Source organism: Tistrella sp., assembly GCF_002684955.1.
In the GTDB taxonomy this organism is placed as follows: Bacteria; Pseudomonadota; Alphaproteobacteria; order Tistrellales; family Tistrellaceae; genus Tistrella; species Tistrella mobilis.
In genome coordinates this window covers 201,315-224,734 of the sequence record NZ_NYWI01000030.1, presented here as the reverse complement: position 1 = coordinate 224,734, position 23,420 = coordinate 201,315, and the positions used below count along the sequence as shown (strand labels likewise).

Below are 23,420 nucleotides of genomic sequence, written 5' to 3'. Positions count from 1 at the left end.
CCCCCATCCTGCACCCATGGCCCCCGCCACACCATCCGCGACCGGACAGGGATGTCACGCGCCCAAGCCCGCTCGCGCTCAGGACAGGCCGTCGGGAAAAGCCGCACGGATCAGCGCCCGGGTATAATCGGTCTCGGGCGAGGCCATCACCGAGGCCGCCTCACCCTGCTCCATCACCCGGCCCTGGCGCAGCACGATCAGCTTATGAGCCAGCGCCCGCACCACCGCCAGATCATGGGAAATCAGCACATAGGCCAGCTGCCGCCGCCGTTGCAGGCCGCGCAGCAGCTCGACGATCTGGGCCTGGATCGAGACGTCGAGCGCCGAGGTCGGCTCGTCGAGCACGATCAGCTCGGGCTCCAGGATCAGCGCCCGGGCAATGGCGATGCGCTGGCGCTGCCCGCCCGAGAATTCATGGGGGAAGCGATCCTGCATCGCCGCATCCAGCCCCACTTCGGCCAGTGCCGCACCGATCCGGTCCCGACGCGCCGCCCGGTCGGCGATGGGCGCATGCACATCCAGCCCTTCGGCCACGATATCGCCCACGGTCATGCGTGGGCTCAGCGCGCCGAACGGGTCCTGGAACACGATCTGGAAGCGGTTGCGCAACGGCCGGAGGCGCTTCTGATCCAGCTTCGCGAGGTCGGTGCCGGCAAAATCGACCACACCTTCGGCGGTGGTCAGCCGGACGAGAGCGGCGGCGACGGAACTCTTGCCCGAGCCGCTCTCGCCCACCAACCCCAGGGTCTCGCCGGGGCGAAGGGTGAAATTCACCCCCACCGCCGCCTCGACATGAGACACCACCCGGCGCAGCAGCCCGCCCTTTACCGGATAGCGCACCGCCAGATCCCGCACGGACAGCAGCGGAGCCGCCCCGGCCGGGACCGGATCGGGCAGACCACGCGGGCGCGAGGCGATCAGCATGCGAGTATAGTCGTTGCGCGGCGTGCGGAAGATCTCCTCGGCGGTGCCCGTCTCCATCATCTCGCCGCGGCGCATCACCACCACCCGGTCGGCGGTGCGGCGGACGATGGCGAGGTCATGGGTGATCAGGATCAGCGCCATGCCGCGCTCGCGCCGGATGCGGGCGAGCAGGCCCAGGATCTCTTCCTGGACGGTGACGTCCAGCGCCGTGGTCGGCTCGTCGGCGATCAGGATCTCGGGCTCGTTCGCCAAGGCCATGGCGATCATCGCCCGCTGGCGCTGGCCGCCCGACAGCTCGTGCGGGAAGGACCGCCGGATGCGGGCGGTGGAGCCTTCGGCATCGACCAGCGCCACCTCGCGCAGCAGCGCATCGATCCGCGCCGCGGCCGCAGCCCCCTCGAGGCCGCGATGCAGGGCAAGCGTCTCGGCGATCTGCCGCTCCACCCGGTGCAGCGGATTGAGCGCGGTCATCGGTTCCTGAAAGATCATCGCGATGCGGTTGCCGCGCACCTGGCGCAGCGCCCGCTCGGATGCGCCGACGAGTTCCGCCTCGCCCAGACGGGCGCTGCCGCCGACGGCGACATCGGCGCTGCGCGGCAGCAGCCCCAGAATGCCCAGCGCCGTCACCGATTTGCCGGAGCCGCTTTCGCCCACGATCGCCAGCGTCTCGCCGGCCCCCACCGTGAACGACCCCCCCGCCACCGCCCTGGTCTCGCCGGTCTCGTGCCGGAAGGTGACCGACAGATCGCGGACGGACAGGACGGGAGGATTTGCCTGACGGGCGCCGCTCACGAGAACACCTTGCGCGGATCGAAGGCGTCGCGGATCGCTTCGCCGATGAAGATCAGCAGCGACAGCATCACCGCCAGCGTCACGAAGCCCGAAATGCCGAGCCAGGGGGCCTGAAGATTGTTCTTGCCCTGATTGAGCAGCTCACCCAGCGAGGGGGAGCCCGCCGGCAGGCCCAGCCCCAGGAAGTCGAGCGAGGTCAGCGCGGTGATCCCGCCCGACAGGATGAAGGGCAGGAAGGTGAGGGTCGAGACCATGGCATTGGGCAGAATATGGCGGCGCATGATGCCGATATCCCCCACCCCCATGGCCCGGGCGGCGCGGACATAGTCGAAATTGCGGGTGCGCAGGAATTCGGCCCGCACCAGCCCGACCAGCCCCGTCCACGAGAACAGGGTGAGCAGCCCCAGCAGCAGCCAGACCGTCGGCTCGAACAGGGCCGAGAGGATCAGCAGCACATAAAGCTGCGGCAGCCCCGCCCAGATCTCGATCAGCCGCTGGAAGATAAGGTCGGTGACACCACCGAAATAGCCCTGGATCGCGCCCGCGATCACCCCGATCACCGAGCTTGCGATGGTGAGCCCCAGCCCGAAGAGCACCGAGAGCCTGAAGCCGTAGATCAGCCGGGCCAGCACGTCACGCCCCTGATCATCGGTCCCGAGCCAGTTCTCGGCCGAGGGGGGCGCCGGCGCCGGCCGGTCGAGGTTGAAGTTGATCGTGTCGTAGGAGAAGCGGATCGGCGGCCAGATCGCCCAGCCTTCGGCGTCGATCGTCTCCTGCGTGATCTGGTCGCGATAATTGGCCGGGGTCGGCAGGAAGCCGCCGAATTCGGTGTCGGGATAGTCGAACAGCACCGGGGCATAGAGACGCCCCTGATACGAGACCAGGATGGGCCGGTCATTGGCGACGAATTCGGCACCGAGCGAGACCAGGAACAGGACCAGGAAGATCCAGAACGACCAGAAGCCCCGGCGATTGCGGCGGAAATTGCGCAGCCGTCGGCGGTTCAGCGGCCCGAGCGGTCGAAAGCCGAGGCGTGCAGCGATGCCCATGGCTCAGCCTCCCCTGGCTTCGAAATCGATCCGCGGATCGATCGCCACATACATCAGGTCGCCGATCAGGTTCAGCAGCAGCCCGATCAGGGTGAAGATGAACAGCGAGGCGAAGACCACCGGATAGTCGCGGTTGAGCACCGCCTCGTAGGACAGCAGCCCCAGCCCGTCGAGCGAGAAGATCACCTCGATCAGCAGCGAGCCGGTGAACAGCAGCCCGACGATGGTGGCGGGCAGGCCGGCGACCACGATCAGCATGGCGTTGCGGAAGACATGGCCGTAGAGCACGCGGTTCTCGCTCAACCCCTTGGCCCGGGCGGTGATCACGTATTGTTTGCCGATCTCGTCCAGGAAGGAATTCTTGGTGAGCAGGGTCAGCGTCGCGAAGCCGCCGATCACCAGCGAGGCCACCGGCAGCGCCAGATGCCAGAAATAGTCGAGGATCTGCTGCCACCAGGGCAATTCGGCCCAGTTGTCCGAGACGAGCCCGCGCAGCGGGAACCACGACACCACCGAGCCGCCGGCGAAGATCACCACCAGCAGGATGGCGAACAGAAAGCCCGGCACGGCATATCCCACGATCACCAGACCGCTGGTCCAGACATCGAAGGGCGTGCCGTCGCGCACCGCCTTGGCGATGCCGAGCGGAATGGAGACCAGATAGATGATCAGCGTGCTCCACAGCCCGAGCGAGGCCGAGACCGGCAGCTTGTCGAGGATCAGGTCCACCACCGGCGCGTTGCGGAAGAAGCTGTCGCCGAAATCGAAGGCCAGATAGCTGCCCATCATGTCGAGGAAGCGTTCGACCGGCGGCTTGTCGAAGCCGTAAAGGGTGCGGATTTCCTCGACCAGCCCGTCCGGCAGGCCGCGGGCGCCGCGATAATCGCTGCCCGACATGGAGGGGGTGGCGACCTCTCGGCCCCCTCCGGAAAACCCCGAGGTGGCGTCGGCCTGGGCCCCGCTCAGCGTCGCCAGCATCTGTTCGACCGGTCCGCCGGGGGCGAACTGGACGACGGCGAAGTTGATCACCATGATGCCGAACAATGTGAGCGGAATAAGGGCCAGGCGGCGCAGGACGTAAGCGAACATCCGGAACCGGGCCCCCTGTCAGCGCAGGCCGTAGCGGGCGGCGAGCGCGTCGTCGACCCACCAGGTGTAAAGATCGATGCCGTAATCGGGCAGCACCGGCGGGCGACCGAACTTATTCCAGTGGACGATCCGGAAGGCCGGGAGGTGAAATTGCGGGATGACGTAGTCGCCCCAGAGCAGCACCCGGTCCAACGCTTTCACGGCGGTCACCAGGCTCTGCCGGTCCTCGGCATCGATCCCCTTCTGGATCAGCGCATCGACCACGGGGTTCCTGATCCCGGCATAATTGCGGCTGCCGGGACGGTCGGCAGCCTCGCTGCCCCAGAATTCGCGCTGCTCGTTGCCGGGGGATTGAGACTGCGGCCAGATTTCGGTGATGATGTCGAAATCGAAGGTCTGCAGCCGGTTCTCGTACTGCGCCGCATCCACCTGTCGTACCGTCGCCTCGATGCCCAGCCGGCCCAGACTGCGGGTGATCGGCATCACGATGCGTTCCTCGGCGGCATCCTGGATCAGGAACTCCATCCGCACCGGGGCATCGGCATCAGGGGCGAACAGCTTGCCGTTCTTCACCTCGTAGCCGGCTTTGGCCAGGATGTCGTAGGCGGTCTTCAGCCCCGCGCGATTGGCGCCGCTGCCATCGGTCTTGGGCACGGTATAGGGCCTGGTGAACAGATCCGCCGGCAGCTGGTCGCGATAGGGCTCCAGCAGCGCCAGCTCCGCCCCCTCGGGAATGCCCGAGGATGCCATGTTCGAGTTCTCGAAATAGCTGTCGGTGCGGGTATAGGCGCCGTAGAACAGGGTCTTGTTCGACCATTCGAAATCGAACACATACTGCATCGCCCGGCGCATCGCCGGGTCCTGGAAGACCGGACGGCGGGTGTTCATCACCAGCCCCTGCATGCCGGTCGACAGCCGGTGCGGGATGGTGTCGAGCTTCAGCTTGCCGCTTTCGACCTCGGGCATGTTGTAGGCGGTGGCCCAGCGCCGGGCGCTGTTCTCGACCCGAAGATCGTACTGGCCGGCCTTGAACGCCTCCACCGAGACCTCGTCGTCGCGGTAATAGTCGGTGACGATGCGGTCGAAATTGTACCGGCCGACATTCACCGGCAGATCTCTGGCCCAATAGTCCTTCACCCGCTCCATCACCAGCGTGCGGCCGGGCTCGGCGCGGGCCACCCTGTAGGGCCCGCTGCTGGGGATCGGCTCCAGCGTGCCCGCCCCCAGATCGTGGGTATCGAGCCAGGCCTTGGGCAGCACCGGCAGCTGACCCAGGATCAGCGCCAGTTCACGGTTCTTCGTGTTGGCGAAGCGGAAGCGGACGGTGCGGTCGTCCAGCACGTCGACGCCCGCCACCTCGGCATAATAGATCCGATAGGTCGGGTGGCCCTTCTCGCGCAGCTGATCGAAGGTCGCCGCCACATCGGCGGCGGTGATCGGCGTCCCGTCGTGGAAACGCGCTTCGGGGCGGATGGTGAAGGTCACCGAGGAATTGTCCGGCGCCTTGTCGATGGTCCTGGCGATCAGCCCGTATTCCGAGAAGGGTTCGTCCAGGCTCTGCACGGTCAGCGTGTCGAAGGCAAGACTGACCGGTGCGGAGATGCCCCGCAGCGCAAACGGGTTGAGACTGTCGAAAGTGCCCCGGGCGGCGCTTCTCAGCGTGCCGCCCTTGGGTGCTTCGGGATAGGCATAGGCGAAGTGATCGAAATCGGCGGGATATTTCAGATCCCCATACATCGATATGCCATGCGACGGCTCCGCCAGAGCCTGGCCCGAAAGAACCGGCGTGAAGGCGGCGATGCTTCCGGCCAAGAGGCCGCCCAGCATCAGTACCACCCGGGCGGGGCGACGCCATCCGCGTCCCCGCATCCGTTGTTCGGCCATCACCTGTCGTCATCCCTCCGGTCGGTGACGCTATCCCTCCATCCGCGATGATAGGGCAAGTTCAGGCCAAGGCCAGCATTTCCAGTGCAATCCGATGCGCGCGCGGGTCGCCGGCGGCCAGCACGCGGCCATCGCCCTCCAGCCCCAGCTTCTGCCCCGACCAGTCGGTCACCACCCCGCCGGCACCCTCGATCACCGGCACAAGTGCGCACCAGTCGTATGGTTTCAGATCCACTTCCGCGACGAGATCGATCAGCCCGAGGGCGAGCAGGCCGTAATTGTAGCAATCCCCCCCCCAGAGCACGTCGGTGACCCGCCCGGCCAGGCGGTCGAACCGGGCCCGGTCGTCGGGTCCGAACATGGCGGGAGAGGTGGCGGCAAGCCGGGCCAGCGCGGGATCCGCGCAGGCGCGCGTGCGGATCGGCCGGCCGTCGAAACAGCTCTGTCCGCCGGTGATCCCCCACCAGCGCTCCCCCGTGCCGCCGGCATCGATCACCCCCAGCACGGGGTGGCCGCGAAAGCACAGCCCGACCAGCGAGCCGAAGGTGGGTCGGCCGGTGATGAACGAGCGGGTGCCGTCGATCGGGTCCAGGACCCATTGCCAGTCCGCCGCCTCGCGCACCCGGCCATGCTCCTCGCCGAAGATGCCGTGCGCGGGCAGCTCCGCCTCGAGAATGCGGCGCATGGCGGCCTCCGCCTCGCGATCGGCCAAGGTCACCGGGCTCTGATCTGGCTTCACGTCGACCGGCACGGCGGTGCGGAAATAGCGCCGGGCCTCTGCCCGGGCGGCATCGGCCAGCCGGAAGGCGACGGGCAGGAAAGCGGCGGCGTCTTCGGCAAGACGGGTCGGGGTCATGTGGCGCACAGGGCTCCGAGAGGATGGCTCCGAGAGAGCGGGGTCCGGAACGACGACGCCCGCCGGGTCCGCATGGGACCGGCGGGCGTCGCGAAAGATGACCGGGCCGGGCAGGGGATGCAACCCGGCGACGGCATCGCCGGAAATCCGCCGCCTGGTCTGACCTCAGCCGGCGTTCTGCTGGGCGGCGGGCTGCTCGCCGGCCGGCTGTTCGGCAGCGGGCTGCTCGCCACCTTCGGCCGCACCCTCGACGGGCGCCGCCGGGATCTCCTTGGGGGCATCCGACTGGCTGTTGAGATAGGCGATGACCGCGGCGCGATCCTCGACCTTCGACAGGCCGGCGAAGGACATCTTGGTGCCCGGCGCAAACGAGGCCGGCTTGGTCAGGAAGTGGTCGAGCTTCTCGAAGGTCCACTCGCCGCCGATGCCCTTCAGGGCGTCGGAATAGGCGAAGCCGTCGGCCGAGGCGACCGGGCGGCCGACCACGCTCCACAGCTCGGGGCCGACCTTGTTCGGGCCACCCTTCGAGTCGTCGTGGCAGGCGGTGCAGCGGGCGAAGACCTTGGCACCGGCCTTGGGATCGGCACTGGCCAGCGCCACCTCGAACGGCACTTCCTTCGGCGCCTCGGCGGCGGCGTCGGTGGCGACGCCTTCGATCGCGTAGGCGTTCTTCTCCAGGTGTTCAGGCTCGTACACCATGTCGGAGATGACACCCACGACCATGGCGAACAATGCCGCCGTCAGGAACGCGGCCATCAGCTTGTTGAATTCGAAGCCTGACATGCCCAATCCTCTTCCACACGACGCCCGACGGCCCTTGACATGCATTCCGGACAGCAGGGCACGGGTCGACACGGATCCGGCCGTGCCGCAGGTTCTTGATGAGCGCCGCACTCTCCGGAGCGGTCCCGGCGGAGCCCGCGGCCGACGGATGACATGCCCGTCGATCTGCGGATCCGGCCCGTCCCAGCGGAGGGAATTCCGTCAGGCGGCAGCCGCACTTGCGGGAGCGTCCGGACACCTTCGGGAAGCGTTACGGCACGGGTTTATGGGTCACACCGCAGATGCGGTCATGACGGGCGAAGATTAGCCACTTCCCCCGCTTCTGTCCAATCCCTATAAGGGTTCCAGGGGCTCCGGTTCCATACGAGAGGTCGAGCCTGCGTCACATGGTCGCAACCTCCGGTCCGGAATGTGGACGCCCGATTGTTCCATCGCCGAGGCAGAGAATGAACCCCCTGGTCGTGATCCCCACCCGTCTGGCTGCCACCCGCCTGCCGCGCAAGCCGCTGGCGGACATCAACGGCCGGCCGATGATCCTGCATTGCCTCGACCATGCCCTTGCCGCCGGCGTCGGCCCGGTGGTGGTGGCGGCGGGCGATCAGGAGATCGTGGACGTGGTGGAAGCGGCCGGCGGCACGGCGGTGCTGACCGATCCGGCCCTGCCGTCGGGGTCCGACCGCGTCCAGGCGGCGGCCGAGATCTTCGATCCCGACCGGCGCCATGACGTGATCATCAACTTCCAGGGCGACATGCCCGCGCTGGACCCGGCCCTGCCGCGTGCGGCGCTGGAGGCGCTGGGCGATCAGGCCGATATCGCGACGCTCGTGGTCGAGACCTCGGATCCGGCGGTCCGCGCGAACCCCAATGCCGCCAAGGCGGTGCTGTCGATGGCGCCGGGCAGCCGGATCGGCCGGGCGCTCTATTTCACCCGCGCCAACGCCCCCTGGGGGGACGGGCCGGTTCACCATCATATCGGCTTCTATGCCTTCCGGCGCGGCGCGCTCGACCGCTTCGTCTCGCTGCCGCCCAGCCCGCTGGAGCTGCGCGAGCGGCTGGAGCAGCTGCGCGCCCTTGAAGCGGGGCTGCGCATCGACGCCGCCATCGTCGACACCGTGCCCTTCGAGGTGAACGCGCCCGAGGATCTGGAAGTGGCCCGCCGGCTGCTGAAGCCCGCCGGCTGACCTGGGCGGCCGGCCGGAGACACGGCGTCGACGGCGCCCGGTGTCAACGGCGTCCGTGACATGCGGGGGCGATGGACAGATGCAGCGGGCGGGCGCAAGATGCCGGCCCCTGCCATTCCAGCCGGAACCCATCGATGCCCGCCGCCCAGGACATGCCCGTCACGCCAGCCCGCTCCATCGCTTTCCAGGGCCAGCCCGGTGCCTATTCCCACATGGCGTGCCTGGAGATGTTTCCCGAGCTGGTCCCCCTGCCCTGCCCGACCTTCGCCGATGCGATCGAGGCGGTGCGCGAGGGCAAGGCCGACCGGGCGATGATCCCGATCGACAACACCCTGGCCGGCCGGGTCGCGGATGTGCACCGGCTGCTGCCGACCTCAGGGCTCCATCTGACCGGCGAGCATTTCATGCGGGTCAGCCACTGCCTGCTGGGCGCCCCCGGCGCGCGTCTGGATCAGGTAAAGACGGCACTCAGCCACGTCCACGCCCTTGGCCAGTGCCACCGCTTCATGGAAGCGCACGGCATCCGGCCGGTGATCCATTCCGACACCGCCAGTGCCGCCGCCCGGGTGGCGGAGCTGCGTGACCCGGCGGTCGCCGCCATCGCCTCGCGGCTGTCGGCCGACATCTACGGCCTGGACGTGCTGGCCGAGGCGATCGAGGATGCCGAGCACAACACCACCCGCTTCGTGGTGATGATGCGCGAACCGGTGATCCCGGCGCCGGATAACGGGCTGGTGGTGACCAGTTTCCTGTTCCAGGTGCGCAATGTGCCGGCGGCGCTCTACAAGGCGCTGGGCGGCTTCGCCACCAACGGCGTCAACATGACCAAGCTCGAGAATTATCTGATCGACGGCGCCTTCACGCCGGCGGTGTTCTATGCCGAGATCGAGGGCCACCCGGAAGACCGGGCCGTGGCGCTGGCGATGGAGGAGCTGGGCTTCTTCTCGACCGATGTCCGCATCCTGGGCGTCTATCCGGCAAGCCCGCGCCGGCAGCAGGATCCGGACGCCACCGCCCGCTGACCGGCCCGTCACGTTACATTCGTCACGGTTACACCCGTCACACTCACATGCGGAGATCTGCAGGCCATGGGTGGCAGCGGAATGGGTGCGGGCCTCGCCTGGGTGCTGCTTGCCGGCGCCATCATGGCTGAAATCGTCGCCACCACCTCGATGAAGATGTCGGCCGGCCTCACCCGGCTCGGGCCGACGGCGGTGATGGTGGTCGGCTATCTGATCGCCTTCGGCCTGCTGGCGGTCGCGCTCAAGCGGATCGAGATCGGTGTCGCCTATGCCATCTGGTCGGGGGTGGGTACGGCGGCCATCGCCACCATCGGCGTGCTGGCCTTCGGCGAGAGCATGAACACGATCAAACTGGTCTCTCTGGGGTTGATCGTGCTGGGCGTGATCGGCCTGAACCTGTCGGGCGGCCACTGAGCCCACCTCGCCTGCCAGGCCCCCGCCCCCCGGCGTGTCGCGCGCCGCCGGGGAAAGCGGGCAGGCTCAATCCCGGCCGTCGCGCAGATCGCGGATGTCGCCGATCACCACCAGGGCCACGGCAGGGCCCTCGCCCAGATTGGCGTATTGATGCGCGACATGGGCCTGATAGAAGATCGCATCACCGCGCTGAAGCACGTGGTTGATGCCGCCGACGGTGACGCCCAGCCGGCCTTCCACCACCACCAGATATTCCTCGACGCCATAGCGATGGCCGACGAAGGGCCCCGCCGTCGCCCCCTGGGGCACGGTCACCTGAACCAGGTCCAGCCCACGCGAGGGGAAGATCGGCGACATCGACCGGCGCTCGAAACCGGTCTCGGGGTCGACGAAGGCCGCCTGATCGGCACGGCGCAACACCAGCACGTCGTGGCGGTCATGTTCGCCCAGCAGGCTGGAGATGGGGACGCCCAGCCCGGCGGCCAGCCGCGCCACGGTCGCCGCCGAAGGGCTGGCCTCGCCGCGTTCGACCTTGGAGATCATCGACTTCGAGACGCCGGCCTTCTCGGCCAGCGTCTGCAGCGTCATGCCGCGGTCGCGGCGAAGCTCGCGGATGCGCCGGGAGACACGGCTCTCGATCTGGCCTGCCTCGCCTGGTGCAACGCCGTCCTCGTCGTCTTCGGGTACAGACCCGGTGTCGTCGATGCTCATGATGTTCCTCGGGGTCGCTGACGCTGATCCGGTCGTCGCCAGCGCGTTCGGGGGCGCGCCGCCGGAAGTGGCCCGAGAATAACCGCGGGCACCGGTCCCGGTCCAGGTACCGTGAGGGGTCGGGTGGAATTCTGTCCAATGGCGGCAGGCGCCCGCGGCCAACCGTCGTTTTCCATCTCCCGAAACGACGACGGCGGCCGCAGAGCTGTCCGCTCCACGGCCGCCGCCAGATCGTCGGATGCGCCGGATCAATAGGCCTGATCGCGCGCCCAGGCGAAGTACAGATCCCAGGCCTTGCGGGCGATCGGGCCGGGCTGAAGATTGCGATCCTCGATCCGGTTGACGCTCGCCACCTTGTTGAAGTTGCCGGTCGAGAACAGCTCGTCGGCATCCTTCAGCTCGTCATAGGTGATCGAGCGCTCGACCACCTCGATGCCGTCGGCGGCGAACAGCTCCATCACCCGCTTGCGGGTGACACCGGCCAGGAAAGTCCCGTTCAGCTTCGGGGTGTGGACCACGCCGTCCTTGACCATGAACAGATTGGCCGAGGCGAATTCGGCGACATTGCCCTCGGGGTCGAGCATGACCGGGTTGTCGATGCCCCGGCGCGCGCCTTCGTTCAGCGCCCGGCCGGTCATCGGATAAAGGCAGGCCGCCTTGGCGTCGGTGGGCGCCATGTCGGGCCCGGGCCGGCGATAGGGGCTGAGCCCGGTCGAGAAGCTGCCCATCTCGTTCGAGAACGGGATGGCGAACACCGTCATCACGAATTTCGTGCTGTCGGGGTTGACCTGAACCATGCCGTCATCGGCGTACATCACCGGACGGATATAGGTCGCCACCTCGCGCGGGAAGCGCTTCACGCCGTCGATCGCCGTGCCGATCACGGTGTCGAGATCGACCTTGGGTTCAAGTTCGAACGACCTGGCCGAGCGGAGCAGGCGGGCGCAATGCCCCTCGAGATCGGGCACCACGCCATCGAAGGAGCGGGCGCCGTCGAAGACCATCGAGGCGAACTGGTAGCCCTGGGACATCGGTCCCATGATCGGCGGATTGCCTTCGACCCAGCGGCCGTCGATATACGACCAGGCCGCCAGGCTCGACAGATTGGCGAAAGCCATGGGGTGCTGCTCCTGCAAGCGATGCCGCTGCCGGTCACGATCCTGCACGAAAGCGGCGGGCCCGCGAGGCTCGGCCCGGATTGAAACCGGGGTCTCGGGAGGGTCCGGAGGCTCGGGCGCCGGTGGCGGGGCAACGGGACGTCGAGATGCCGCCCCTGCCCTCCGTTCCGAGGGCAGGCAGCCGGCATGTTCTGGATGAAAGCATACTCCCTTGCCGCCCACTGTCAAAGCGAAGCAGTCGGCGTTTCATCGCGCATAACGTTCTTTTTCCGCCGCCCCGACCCAACCTCAGAGACCGGCCCACCCTCAGAGACCGGCCCACCCTCAGAGACCGGCACGTTCGCGCAGGATCCGCGCCGGCGGCACGCGCAGCGCGCCGGCCACCGCCGCCAGCCCCACAGCCAGGGCAAGGCCGATGCCCGCCAGGGCCGATGCCGCCACCGGCAGCACCGAGAAGGCGAAATCGATCTCCAGCAGCCAGCGGGTGATCGCCCAGGCGGCCAGCGTGCCGCCGGCCGCCCCGATCAGCCCCACCACCACCGCCACGATCAGGAATTCGATCGCAAGCCCGGCGGCGATGGTCCGACGCGAGGCGCCGACCACCTTCATCATCACCGCATCGAAGCGCCGCTTGGACTGGGCGGCCAGCACCGCCGCCGCCAGCACCAGGGCGCCCGCCGCCAGCACGGCGATCGCGGTGATCCGCACCGCCCCCGCTACCCCCTCGATCAGCGCGCCGGCCTGGCGCACGGCATCGCCGACGCTGACCGCCGAGACATTGGGGAAGCGGTCGGTGGCCTCGACCATCAGCCCCTCGGCTGCAGCCGGATCGCCCGAAACGGTGGCGATATGGGTGGCCGGCGCCCCGGCAAGGGCGCCCGGTGACAGCACCATCACGAAGTTGAGCGACAGATCCAGCCATTCGATCCGCCTGAGATTGGCGATCTCCACCGTGATGGTCCGGCCCAGAACCAGCACATCCAGCCGGTCGCCGATCTTCGCACCCATGCCCCGGGCCAGTTCGTCATCGATCGAGACCAGCGGCGGCCCGTCATAATCGGCCGGCCACCAGCTGCCTTCGGTCAGCCGGGTACCCTCGGGCATCTCTGCCGACCAGGACATGCCGACCTCGCCGCGGATCGCCCAGCGCTCGCGCTCCACCACATCCGCCTCGTCGATCACCTGGCCGTTCAGCGCCCGGATCCGGCCACGCAGCGTCGGCATGCGGGCAAGGTTCTCAGGTCCCACCGCCTCGGCCGCCAGGCGATCGAAGACCGGCACCTGGTCCGGCTGGATGTCCAGGAAGAAGTATTGCGGCGCCCGCGCGGGCAGGCTGCGATCGATCAGCCGGGTCAGATTGTCCTGCACCAGGGCAAGGGCGGTCAGCACCATCAGCCCGGCCCCCAGCGCGGCTGCAATCTCGGCCGTGGGCGCCCCGGGGCGGCGCAGCCCGGCGACGCCCAGGCGCAGCGCCGGCCGCCCCGGCACCCGGACCCGCCGCGCCACCGCCGCAATCCCGATCGAGGCCGCACGGAAGACCAGCAGCGCCACCGCGATCGACAGGATGGCGACCCCGGCCAGCATCGGGTCCGCAGCACCGCCCACCACCAGGGCCACGACCAGCGTGCCCGCGGCAAGACCGGTCAGAATTCCCCGGCGGCCGGTGCGGGCGGCCAGCGGCACCACCGCCGCCCGCAGCAGATCTGCGGGCCGCACGCCCGAGGCACGCCCCAGGGCGGGGGCGGTGAAGGCGATCGCCACCCCGGCGCCGATCAGCGCGGCACGCGCCAGAGGCAGCAGGTAAAGATCGGGCAGGATGGGTGTCGGCAGCAGCCCGTCGGCGAAGCCGGCGGCGATCCAGGGCACCGTCGCCCCCGCCACGACACCGATCAGGATGCCGAGCGCCGCCACCACGGCCATCTGCATCATGTAGACCAGGAAGACCGCCGCCGGGCCCAGCGCCAGCGCCTTCAGCACCGCAACCGTGCGGGCCCGCGCCTCGAGATGCGCCCGTGCGGCGCCGGCGACACCGATACCGCCGATGGCGAGGGCAGCCAGCGCCACCAGTTCCAGATGGGTCGCCAGCCGGTCGACGAAGCCCGCCAGGCCGGGATTGGCCCGGTCGAGGGTGCGGGCGCGCCAGCTCTCGGCCGGCCAGGCCGCCTCCAGCGCCGCCACCGTGGCGGTGGGGGAGACACCGGGCGCCAGCAAAGCACGGGTCATGTGGCGCGAGATCGTGCCCGGCGCATCCAGCCCCGCCCGGGCCAGCCCGGCCTGGGCGATCACAACCCGCGGCCCGAGCGCGAAGCCGAACCCGCCCTGATCGGGCTGGGCGATCAGCCGGCCGCGGATGGTGAAATCGGCCCCGCCCAGTTGCACGACATCCCCCGGGGCAAGCCGCAACCGCGCAAGCAGGGTGCCCTCGGCCAGCAGCCCGTCGGCCCCCAACGCCGCAGCCGGTGACCCTGCGATCGGCGGCTCCGTCTCCATCCGGCCCACCAGCGGATAGGCCGCATCCACCGCCAGCACCTGGACCAGGGCGCGGTCGTTGACCGGCGCACCCGGCGCCGCCCCCCGTACCGCACCCCGGGCCCGGACCTCGTCCGGCGTCAGGCGGACCATGCCGCGCAGGTCGACCACGGCCGAGATCGCCGTGGACCGCGCCGCCAGATCGGCCCGGACCGCATCGGGCAGCGGCCGGCCGGTGGTGGCGAGTTCCAGATCACCGCCCAGCAGGGCGCGGGCATCGCGGGCCTGGCCGGCGACCACCGCGGCATCCAGCGCCCCGATGCCGGCCATCGCCGCCACGCCCAGCGCCAGAGAGGCGAGCACGATGGCGAACCCGCCGACCCCCCGGCGCAGATCGCGCAGGGCGAAGCGGATCAGCGCCCGCCAGGGCAGGCCGCGCGCAGACGGCACGGCATGCCCGGCGCGGCCGGCGACCGTTTCGCCCGCGCTCATGGCCGAACCTCGGCCGGAAGCCCCGCCGCTTCGGACAGGCGGCCGTCTTCGATCCGCACCACCCGATCGGCCCGGCGAGCGAGCGCCTCGTCATGGGTGATGACCATCACCGCGGCCCCGGTCTCGTCGCGATAGCCGAACAGCGCATCGGAAATCAGCCGTGCCGTCGCCCGGTCCAGATTGCCGGTCGGCTCGTCGGCGAGCAGCAGCGACGGGCGATGCACCACCGCCCGGGCAAAGGCCACCCGCTGCTGTTCACCCCCCGACAGGGCTGCCGGATAATGGTCGAGACGAGGCCCCAGCCCCACCTGTTCCAGCGCGGCCCGGGCGCGGTCGTCGGCATCGGCCGCCCCGGCCAGTTCCAGCGGCAGGGCGACGTTCTCGCGCGCGGTCAGCGTCGGAATCAGGTGGAAAGCCTGGAAGACGATCCCGATATGTCGGGCGCGGAGCCGGGCCAGGCCATCCTCGTCGAGCCGGCCCAGATCCTGGCCCGCGATCTCCACCCGGCCGGCACTCGCCCGCTCCAGCCCCGCAACGATCGCGAGCAGTGTCGATTTGCCCGCGCCCGAGGGCCCCAGCACCGCCAGCGTGCGCCCGGCTTCGAGATCGAGATCGACCGATTTCAGCACGTCGACCGCGGCGGATCCGCGGCCGAACGACACCGACACCTGTTGCAGCCGGATCATGAGATTGAGGAGCCTCCCAGACGTGACCCTGTTCCGACCGACCGATGCCGGCCCCTGCGACCATTCCCGCCATGCCCCGGGCACGGACAATGCCCGTCGCGCGCATGGATCTCCGTCGCCATATGGCGCCGCGACGGGCGGGATCAAACCGGAAGCCCGTTCCGACGGATCGGCGGTGTCGGTTTCACCACACACCCTTCCTTCACGGGCAGACTGCGGATCTCCGACGCGGCGGGCGGGGCTGGGGCTGATCGGCCTCGGCCTCACCGCCCTTCTTGTCCGCCCCGGACCCCTCGGCGCCGCAGAGAACCAGCCGCTGATCCTGGCGCTCGGCGACAGCCTGACCGCCGGCTATGGCCTGCCGGAAGGCGAGGGCCTGGTGCCGCAGCTTGAAGCCGCCCTGGAAGCCGCCGGCCGGCCGGCACAGGTGGAGAATGCCGGGGTTTCGGGCGACACCACCGCCGGCGGTCGGGCCCGGCTCGACTGGGCCCTGGGGGGCCTGCCCCGCCAGCCGGATCTGGTGATCGTGGCACTCGGCGCCAACGATGCCCTGCGCGGCATCGCGCCCGACGAGGCCAAAGCCAATCTGGACGCCATTCTGGACACGCTCGGCCGCAAGGGCCTGCCGGTGCTGCTGGTCGGCATGCTGGCCCCGACCAATTGGGGCCCGGACTACCGCAAGGCCTTCGATGCGATCTATCCGGCCCTGGCCCGGGCCCATGACGTGCCGCTCGACCCCTTCATTCTGGAAGGCGTGGCGCTGGAGCCGTCACTCGTTCAGCCCGACGGGCTGCACCCGAATGCGGCGGGGGTCAAGAAGATGGCGGCGCGGCTGGCGCCTGTGGTGATCGGGGCACTTGATGCCCGGAAGGTGCCGAATGTGCGTGACTGATTGCACACAATGAAGCGCAGGCTGTCCCCCGTCCGCAGGAATGCTAGGATCGCATCAGGAATGCCCCACGCCGGCAGCCTGTTCCGACCGGCGGCAGACGATACGGAAGGACGAGGAAACCCATGGAGCTTTCGGGCGAATACCGCATCCCCGCCGCCCCTGAGACGGTCTGGGCAAAGCTGGTCGATCCGGCAGCGCTCAAGGACTGCATTCCAGGCTGCCAGTCGGTCGAGCAGACCGGCGAGAACCAGTATGCCGCCGTCGTCACCGCCAAGATCGGCCCGGTGAAGGCCACCTTCAACGGCCAGGTGACCCTGTCGGATTTCGATCCGCCGAAGAGCTACCGCATTGCGGGCGAGGGCAAGGGCGGTGCCGCCGGCTTCGGCAAGGGCACCGCCGATGTGACGCTGGAGCCCGACGGCGCGGGCGGCACCATCCTGCGCTACACGGCCGATGCCCAGGTCGGCGGCAAGATGGCCCAGCTCGGCGCCCGGCTGATTCAGGGCACGGTGCAGAAGCTGGCCGACGAATTCTTCGCCAAATTCGCCGAACTCGCCGCGGCAAGTGAACCGGCCACCCCGGCGGCCACACCTGCCGCAGCGCCCGCAACGGCAGACACCCCTCAGCCGGCACCGCAGCCCGATCGCGGGGCCCCGGTCTCGCCGGCCGCCGCCGGCATGAGCGCGGGCATCTCGCCGGCCGCCGCGGCGATGGATATCGCCGGCCATAACGGCCATGGCCACGACGATCACGGCCATGACGATCATGGTCACGGCCATGGCAGCCACGGCAAAGGCGCGAACCCCGTGGTCTGGCTCGGCGCGCTGGTGGTCGTCTCGCTGGTGATGGTGCTGCTGTTCGGCTGAAGGCCGGACGGCTGATGACGCGGTCTCCCGACAGGACCGCGTCGGTCAGCCGATGACGCGCAACCCCGTCCGGAATCGCGCCGCATTGCGGACATAGCCCTCGGCCGAGCCTTTCAGCATCGCAAGCGCTGCCGCGTCGAGCGGCCGGACCGCCTTTGCGGGGGAGCCCAGGATCAGGCTGCCCTCGGGGAAGTCCTTGCCTTCGGTCACCAGCGCATGGGCGCCGACCAGGCAGTTGGCGCCGATCCGGGCGCCGTTCAGGATGGTGGCGCCGATGCCGATCAGGGCGTTGTCGCCGATGGTGCAGCCATGGACCATGGCGTGGTGGCCGATGGTGACGCCGGTGCCGATGGTAAGCGGCATGCCCTGGTCGGTATGGAGCGTGGCGCCGTCCTGGACATTGGTCCGGTCGCCGACCGCGATCAGGTCGTTGTCGCCGCGCAGCACCGCGCCGAACCAGATGCCGACATCCAGCCCCAGCCGTACCCGTCCGATGACATGGGCATCGGGGGCGATCCAGATCCGGGCGGGATCGGCGATCTCGGGTTCCAGGTCGTCCAGGGCATAGAGCGGCATCGGCGGGGTCTCCTCTCGCGGGTGGCGGGCGGTCCGGTCAGTCGGCCGCCTTGGATGGGGGCGCCGTCACGACGCCCGCTGCCAGGATATCGCCGATCTCGGTCTCCGACAGTCCCGCCTCGCGCAGCAGTTCGATCCCGTGCTCACCCGCCGCGGGCGGCTGGCGGCGCAGACCCGGCCGGCCGCCGGGCAGATGCACCGGCAGGGCCGGAATGCCGGCCCGCGCGGCCGCTGGCCCCCCGGCCCGACCTTCCGAGGCCGCGAGATCCACATCCAGCAGCCCGCCCGAGGCCAGAAGATGCGGGTCGTCGAACAGGTCCGACGGTTTGGCGATCGGCGCGAAAGGCACGCCCAGCCGCTCCAGCCGCGCCATCGCCTCGGCCTTGGTCACGCGCCGGAAGGCGTCGGCCACCCGGGGCAGAAAGGCCGGCCGCGCCGCCGCAAGCCGCGGCACGCTGTCCAGCGCCGGATCGGCCAGCAGATCCTCCAGCCCGAAGGCGCCGCAGAAGGCACGCCACTGGCCCATGCTCACCACCCCGGCAAAGACCTGCTCGCCGGGCCGGGCCGTGTCGAACACGTCATAGACCGGCCAGGGCTTGCGCATGCCCGGATCCCCGAAGGGTTCCGGATCGGCCGCCTCGATGGCCGCGCGCGCCATGTGCTGGGCGACCAGGATCATGTTGGTCTCGAACAGGCCCGACTGGACCAGCCCGCCGCGGCCGGTGCTCTCGCGCTCGCGCAGCGCCGCCAGGATCGCGATCACCCCGAACATGCCGCCCATGATGTCGTTGACCGAAGATCCGGCGCGCAGCGGCCGGCCGCGCGGCCCGGTCATATAGGCAAGCCCGCCCATCATCTGCACCACCTCGTCGAGCGCGGTGCGGTGCTCGTAAGGCCCGGGCAGAAAACCCTTCAGCGCGCAATAGACCAGCCGGGGATTGATTTCTGCCATCGCTGCCGGCCCAAGCCCCAGTGCCTCCATGGCGCCGGGACGGAAATTCTCGATCAGCACATCGGCATCTTCCGCCAGCCGGCGGACCAGGGCCACGCCCTCGGGCCGCTTCAGATCGATGCACAGGCTGCGCTTGTTGCGGTTGAAGGTCGGGAAGAAACCGATCGCCGCCCCGGTCAGCCGGCGGGTGGCATCCCCCGCCGGGCCGGGTTCGATCTTCACCACATCGGCGCCCAGATCCGCCAGGATCATGCCGCAGGACGGCCCCATGACCATGTGGGTGAATTCGAGCACGCGCAGACCGGCAAGCGGCAGAACGGGGGTGTTCGGGGAGGAGACTGGCAAGACGGTATCCTCTTGCAAAGCAGGGGCAGACAGAGGCGAGACGGATATCACCGGGCCATGTGCCAGGTCGGCGGAATGCCGGCGGCGGCAACCCGGCCGTGCAGGGTCTCGCCGGGCAGGCCGGCCGACAGCAGCTCCCGCGCGCGGATCAGCCGGTCCAGATCGATGCCGGTGTCGAAGCCCTCGGATTCCAGCAGATAGACCAGATCCTCAGTGGTCACGTTACCGACCGATCCGGGCGCGAAGGGGCAACCGCCAAGGCCGCCATGGGCGGCGTCGAAGCCGCGCACCCCCTCTTCCAGCCCGGCCAGCACATTGGCGAGGCCGGTGCCGAGCGTGTCGTGCAGATGCAGATTGCCAAGCGGCACCGCCCCCAGTTCGGCGCGCACCGCCCGCACCAGCCGGCGGACCTGACCGGGGGTCGCATAGCCCAGCGTATCGGCCAGCGCCACCGCATCGGCCCCGGCCCGGGCCAGTGCGACCGCGGTGTCGATCACGTCCCGCTCCGGCACCACGCCCTGGCGGGAACAGCCGAAGGCGGTGGAGATGCCCGCCTCGATCAGTGGCCGGCCGGGCCCGCCATCGTGCAGGCGGGCCACGATCTCCGCGACCGCCGCCACCTGTTCGGCACGGCTGCGGCGGACATTGGCCTGACTGTGCGCCTCGCTGGCCGAGACCGGCAGGATGATCGTGGTGGCGCCGGCCGCGATCGCGGCTTCGACGCCCTTCATATTGGGGGCAAGCACCACGGCATGCAGGTCGGGATGGGCGGCGCGGACCCGGGCGGTGACCTCGGCGGCATCCGCCATCTGCGGCATCAGGGCGGGCGGCACGAAGCTCGCCACCTCCATCTCTCGAAGGCCGGCCGCCACCAGGGCGGCGATCCAGGCAAGTTTGTCGGCCGTGGCCATCACCGCGCGGGCGTTCTGCAACCCGTCGCGCGGGCCGACCTCGCGCACGATCACCCGGGGGCGGCCGCTCGTTTCCTGCGTCATCTCCTGATCCTCCCATGCACCTGCGGGTGCAGGCCGTCCGTATGCGGTTTTCAGGAAGAGTGCCTCCGCAGAACACGAAGGAGAATCGCAAAGATGCGAAGGAAGCTTCCGTCATTGACGGAAGCTCAATCTGCCTCACTCAGGCTGGCGAGGTGGTCATGCAGCAGCCGCGCCGCCGGCGGCAGCACCGCCGCCGGGCGCCCGACCAGCCGCAGGCGCCGATGTGCCCAGGGCTCGGCGATCGCCACCCCCACCAGGCCCAGCGCCGGCGAGAAGATGTCGAACACACCGTCGGGGATGACCGCAACGCCCTGGCCGGCCGCCACCATGCGGATGGCGCTGTCCACCGTCGCCACCCGAAAGGCGGCGCGCGGGTTCAGACCGGCGCGTTCGGCCATGTCGTTCAGCAGCAGGGTGATGGCGCCACCCTCGATGATCTCGATCAGCGGCTCGCGCAGCAGCTCCCCCAGACCGATCCCCTCTCCGCCGGGCCCGCCTCTGTCGGCAAGCGGGTGACCGGCCGGCACCACCGCCAGCAGCCGGTCGCGCCCCCAGGGCTGGCCGGTCAGCCCTTCGGGCAGGGCGGTCCCGATGGTGATGATCCCCAGATCCGCCCGCCCCTCGACCAGCTCGCTCAGAATGGTCAGGCTGGTGCTCTCGATCAGCTCGACCTCGATGCCGGGCCGGGTGCGGGCAAAGGCGGCCAGGGCCTGGGGCAGCGGATGGCCGGCGACCACCGACATGGTCGCCGCCAGCCGCACCCGACCGAGCCCGCCGCCCGCCACCGCCCGCAGATCATCGGCCAGCCGGTCACCAAAGGCGAACATCGCCCGGGCATGGCGGGCCAGCACCTCCCCCTCGGGGGTGGGGGTGACCCCACGGGCGGCCCGGTCGAGCAGCCGCACCCCAAGTTCCGCCTCCAGCTCCTGGATGCGCTTGGCCGCGGCCGAAACCGCGATGCCGCAGCGCCCGGCGGCACGGGTGACGCTGCCGCAATCGATCGCCGCCAGCAGGATCTGCAGGCTCCGCCAGTCCGGGGGCAGGGTCATGCCGGCCCATCGCCATCGTCTCCGCGACCATCGGTTGCGGGCGCATCATCGGTCTCGATCGCATCCACCCTGTCCGGGTAGAAGGCGACCCGGCCGCAGATCGATGCCATCGCCGGCAGCGGATCCTCGTAACTCCAGACGGCGTTCTCGCCACGCGCACCAGCCGCGGGGATCGAGAAATAGGCCGCCTCGCCCTTATAGGGGCACCAGCTGGTGTGGCCGGTGCGGGCAAGCGCGCCCATCGCCACATCGGCGCGCGGCAGGTAGAAGACCGGCGGATAGTCGGCCTCCTTCAGCACCACCGCCTTGCGGCTGTCGGCGATCACCCGGCCGTCGGCGCGCACCCGGACCCGGCCGGGCCAGGCGGTGACGGTGATCGGATGGTCGGGCCCGGGCACCCGGACCGTGCGTGTTCCGGTCATGGCCTGTACCTCCTCGTCGCAGGGGATGGCACCTCACTGACGGCACCCGGTCAGATCTGGACACGGCCCGGGCGGGTCGGCAAGGGGGCAGGCCAGGATCTGTCCCCTCATCTGGCGGGTGATCAATCCCGCCCACGTGTCTATGCTAGCGGCCATGCCCCGAAAAAGCCCGGACCGGACATGACCGAGATCGCCCCCGCCGAGACTGCCGCCCCGACCGCCCCCCAGGTGCAGGACCATCTGATCCCGACGCCCAAAGGGCGGCTCTTCGCCCGCAGCTGGACGCCGCCCGGTTCGGAGGGTGAGGCCGGGAATGGCGAGGTTCCCATCCTGCTCTTCCATGATTCGCTCGGCTGCGTCGCGCTCTGGCGCAGCTTTCCGGAACGGCTCGCCGCCGCCACCGGCCGGCGGGTGATCGCCTATGACCGGCTGGGCTTCGGTCGTTCCGATCCCTTTCCCGGCTTGCTGCCGATCGATTTCGTCGCCGCCGAAGCGCGCGAGGTGGTGCCGGCAATCTGTGACGCGCTCGGCATTGAGGGCTTCATCGCCTGCGGCCACAGTGTCGGCGGCGGCATGGGCATCCATACCGCCGCCGCCCTTCCCGAGCGTTGCCGGGCGCTTGTGACCATTGCCGCACAGGCCTTCGTCGAGGACCGCACCATCGCCGGGATCGAGGTCGCCAAGGCCGGCTTTCAGCGGCCTGAAGAGCTGGCCAAACTCGCCCGCTATCACGGCGACAAGGCACGCTGGGTGGTCGATGCCTGGACCGAGACCTGGCTGTCACCCGTCTTCGCCGACTGGACGGTGGATGCGGCCCGCGCCCTGGTGCGCTGCCCGGTGCTCGCGATCCATGGTGAGCTTGACGAATACGGCTCGACCGAACATCCCCGCCGCATTGCCGGCACCACCGGCACCGCGCGCATCCTGGCCGGCATCGGCCATGTGCCCCACCGCGAATCAGAGGCCGACCTGGTGGAGCTGATCAGCGGCTTCCTGGCCGGGGCCGTGCCGGCGGCGGGCTGATCTGCTGCCCGGCCGTTACCCGCGCGACCAGTGCCGGGGGGATCACCGGATTGACGATCTGGATCAGCACCAGCAGCGCCGTTCCGATCCGTCCCGCCAGGAAGGCGACCAGAGAGCCCATCAGCACCGCGTGCAGCAGCACCCCGCCTGCAACCGTGCCCGCAACCGCCCGCCGCCCCAGATCGGGCCGGCGCAGCGCCATGCGGAAACTCCACACCGACAGCGGCAGAAACAGAACCAGCGCGGTCACCAGACCGGGGTTATAGGCCCCCTCCACCACGGCCGGCACAAGATGGGCCATGGTATTCACCGCCGGCACCCCCAGCCAGGCCAGCGCCAGCGCCGGCCGCCGCCGCCCCAGCAGCGCACAGACAGGCCCCGCCAGCCAGACCACCGGGATGTTCACGGCGGTGATGAAGGCCTCAGGGATCGGACAGGCGGCGGGATCCGGAAAGCCGAAGGTGGCGCACAGCATGCCCCGGAAGGCATAGGGCACCCCCAGCGCATCGACGCCGTGCTCCTCCACCTGATGGAACAGATAGGCCAGCGTCCCCGCCCAGCACAGCCAGACCGGATCCCGCCAGCGCGTGACGGAACGGTCTCCCCGCAATCCCCCACCGGCCAGCGCGATCGCCAGCGGCACCGCCAGCACCAGCCCGATCCAGGGCCAGAGGTGCGAGAAGGTCATCGACGGGGGGAAGAGATCGGCGACGGGCATGGGGGCGTCTCCGCTCGGCATGATCCTCGACAGCATGATAGGCCGGGTCACTGACCATGACGATAGCCGCCACAGCATCTTTCAGTGTGGGGCAATCCGACGTACAATTCGT

The 23,420-nt window shown here is 69.6% G+C and carries 22 protein-coding genes; 6 read left to right on the top strand and 16 right to left on the bottom strand.

What is annotated here, in order from left to right; translation table 11 throughout:
• Positions 1-78 precede the first annotated feature (78 nt).
• The 6 genes from CMO28_RS09955 to CMO28_RS09930 all read right to left on the bottom strand — a co-directional run bounded on the left by CMO28_RS09955 (position 79) and on the right by CMO28_RS09930 (position 7,377).
• A complete protein-coding gene (locus CMO28_RS09955; RefSeq protein ID WP_296713031.1) occupies positions 79-1,716 on the bottom strand; it encodes an ABC transporter ATP-binding protein in 1,638 nt (545 codons plus the stop codon).
• Entirely contained in the window at positions 1,713-2,765 is a 1,053-nt protein-coding gene (locus tag CMO28_RS09950; protein WP_296713030.1) for an ABC transporter permease, read from the bottom strand. Before CMO28_RS09950 ends, CMO28_RS09955 begins: the two co-directional genes overlap by 4 nt.
• 3 nt (positions 2,766-2,768) lie before the next feature.
• Positions 2,769-3,854, bottom strand: coding sequence for a microcin C ABC transporter permease YejB (locus CMO28_RS09945; RefSeq protein WP_296713028.1), 1,086 nt, complete (start codon positions 3,852-3,854; stop codon positions 2,769-2,771).
• Positions 3,855-3,872: 18 nt separating this feature from the next.
• Positions 3,873-5,738, bottom strand: a complete 1,866-nt coding sequence (locus tag CMO28_RS09940) for an extracellular solute-binding protein (RefSeq protein ID WP_296713026.1) — start codon at positions 5,736-5,738, stop codon at positions 3,873-3,875.
• A 61-nt stretch (positions 5,739-5,799) separates the two neighbouring features.
• Positions 5,800-6,594 (bottom strand): inositol monophosphatase family protein, encoded by a 795-nt coding sequence (locus CMO28_RS09935; protein ID WP_062769890.1) that lies wholly within the window; start codon positions 6,592-6,594, stop codon positions 5,800-5,802.
• A 165-nt stretch (positions 6,595-6,759) separates the two neighbouring features.
• Entirely contained in the window at positions 6,760-7,377 is a 618-nt protein-coding gene (locus CMO28_RS09930; protein WP_296713023.1) for a c-type cytochrome, read from the bottom strand.
• A 446-nt stretch (positions 7,378-7,823) separates the two neighbouring features.
• On the opposite strand from CMO28_RS09930, the gene CMO28_RS09925 reads away from it, so the two are divergent.
• The 3 genes from CMO28_RS09925 to CMO28_RS09915 all read left to right on the top strand — a co-directional run bounded on the left by CMO28_RS09925 (position 7,824) and on the right by CMO28_RS09915 (position 9,994).
• On the top strand, positions 7,824-8,558 hold the full coding sequence (locus CMO28_RS09925; RefSeq protein WP_062769893.1) for a 3-deoxy-manno-octulosonate cytidylyltransferase: 735 nt from the start codon (positions 7,824-7,826) through the stop codon (positions 8,556-8,558).
• 134 nt (positions 8,559-8,692) lie between these two features.
• Positions 8,693-9,580, top strand: coding sequence for a prephenate dehydratase (locus CMO28_RS09920; RefSeq protein WP_082828881.1), 888 nt, complete (start codon positions 8,693-8,695; stop codon positions 9,578-9,580).
• A gap of 66 nt (positions 9,581-9,646) precedes the next feature.
• Positions 9,647-9,994: a DMT family transporter gene (locus CMO28_RS09915; RefSeq protein ID WP_014746708.1), complete on the top strand. Its 348-nt coding sequence runs from the start codon at positions 9,647-9,649 to the stop codon at positions 9,992-9,994.
• Positions 9,995-10,060: 66 nt separating this feature from the next.
• On the opposite strand, the gene CMO28_RS09910 is transcribed toward CMO28_RS09915, so the two are convergent.
• The 4 genes from CMO28_RS09910 to CMO28_RS09895 form a co-directional block, all read right to left on the bottom strand.
• On the bottom strand, positions 10,061-10,705 hold the full coding sequence (locus CMO28_RS09910; RefSeq protein WP_296713020.1) for a helix-turn-helix domain-containing protein: 645 nt from the start codon (positions 10,703-10,705) through the stop codon (positions 10,061-10,063).
• A 248-nt stretch (positions 10,706-10,953) separates the two neighbouring features.
• Complete coding sequence (locus tag CMO28_RS09905) at positions 10,954-11,823, bottom strand: branched-chain amino acid aminotransferase (RefSeq protein ID WP_062769896.1); 870 nt, start codon at positions 11,821-11,823, stop codon at positions 10,954-10,956.
• 324 nt (positions 11,824-12,147) lie between these two features.
• Positions 12,148-14,784 carry an ABC transporter permease gene (locus CMO28_RS09900; RefSeq protein WP_296713017.1) on the bottom strand — a complete coding sequence of 879 codons (2,637 nt, stop codon included), beginning with the start codon at positions 14,782-14,784 and terminating at the stop codon, positions 12,148-12,150.
• Positions 14,781-15,470 carry an ABC transporter ATP-binding protein gene (locus CMO28_RS09895; protein WP_296713016.1) on the bottom strand — a complete coding sequence of 230 codons (690 nt, stop codon included), beginning with the start codon at positions 15,468-15,470 and terminating at the stop codon, positions 14,781-14,783. The genes CMO28_RS09900 and CMO28_RS09895 overlap by 4 nt, the downstream gene beginning before the upstream one ends.
• Before the next feature lie 241 nt (positions 15,471-15,711).
• Between CMO28_RS09895 and CMO28_RS09890 the strand changes: the two genes are divergently transcribed.
• Together CMO28_RS09890 and CMO28_RS09885 are read left to right on the top strand one after the other, a co-directional pair.
• Positions 15,712-16,362: an arylesterase gene (locus CMO28_RS09890; protein ID WP_416370967.1), complete on the top strand. Its 651-nt coding sequence runs from the start codon at positions 15,712-15,714 to the stop codon at positions 16,360-16,362.
• A gap of 122 nt (positions 16,363-16,484) precedes the next feature.
• Entirely contained in the window at positions 16,485-17,228 is a 744-nt protein-coding gene (locus tag CMO28_RS09885) for an SRPBCC family protein (RefSeq protein WP_296713013.1), read from the top strand.
• Between the two features lie 45 nt (positions 17,229-17,273).
• Here CMO28_RS09885 and CMO28_RS09880 read toward each other — a convergent pair whose 3' ends face one another.
• From CMO28_RS09880 to CMO28_RS09860, 5 genes are all read right to left on the bottom strand, one after another.
• Complete coding sequence (locus tag CMO28_RS09880) at positions 17,274-17,804, bottom strand: gamma carbonic anhydrase family protein (protein WP_296713012.1); 531 nt, start codon at positions 17,802-17,804, stop codon at positions 17,274-17,276.
• 37 nt (positions 17,805-17,841) lie between these two features.
• Positions 17,842-19,032, bottom strand: coding sequence for a CaiB/BaiF CoA transferase family protein (locus CMO28_RS09875; protein ID WP_416370966.1), 1,191 nt, complete (start codon positions 19,030-19,032; stop codon positions 17,842-17,844).
• Between the two features lie 116 nt (positions 19,033-19,148).
• Positions 19,149-20,096, bottom strand: coding sequence for a hydroxymethylglutaryl-CoA lyase (locus CMO28_RS09870; RefSeq protein WP_296713009.1), 948 nt, complete (start codon positions 20,094-20,096; stop codon positions 19,149-19,151).
• 125 nt (positions 20,097-20,221) lie between these two features.
• On the bottom strand, positions 20,222-21,145 hold the full coding sequence (locus CMO28_RS09865) for a LysR family transcriptional regulator (protein ID WP_296713008.1): 924 nt from the start codon (positions 21,143-21,145) through the stop codon (positions 20,222-20,224).
• The gene (locus CMO28_RS09860) at positions 21,142-21,567 is read right to left on the bottom strand and encodes a DUF427 domain-containing protein (protein ID WP_296713006.1); all 426 of its coding nucleotides are present in this window, start codon (positions 21,565-21,567) and stop codon (positions 21,142-21,144) included. Before CMO28_RS09860 ends, CMO28_RS09865 begins: the two co-directional genes overlap by 4 nt.
• A gap of 180 nt (positions 21,568-21,747) precedes the next feature.
• Between CMO28_RS09860 and CMO28_RS09855 the strand changes: the two genes are divergently transcribed.
• Entirely contained in the window at positions 21,748-22,590 is an 843-nt protein-coding gene (locus CMO28_RS09855; RefSeq protein ID WP_296713004.1) for an alpha/beta fold hydrolase, read from the top strand.
• Here CMO28_RS09855 and CMO28_RS09850 read toward each other — a convergent pair.
• Positions 22,550-23,308 carry an HXXEE domain-containing protein gene (locus tag CMO28_RS09850; RefSeq protein ID WP_296713003.1) on the bottom strand — a complete coding sequence of 253 codons (759 nt, stop codon included), beginning with the start codon at positions 23,306-23,308 and terminating at the stop codon, positions 22,550-22,552. The two genes, CMO28_RS09855 and CMO28_RS09850, sit on opposite strands and share 41 nt — an antisense overlap.
• Positions 23,309-23,420: the final 112 nt, after the last annotated feature.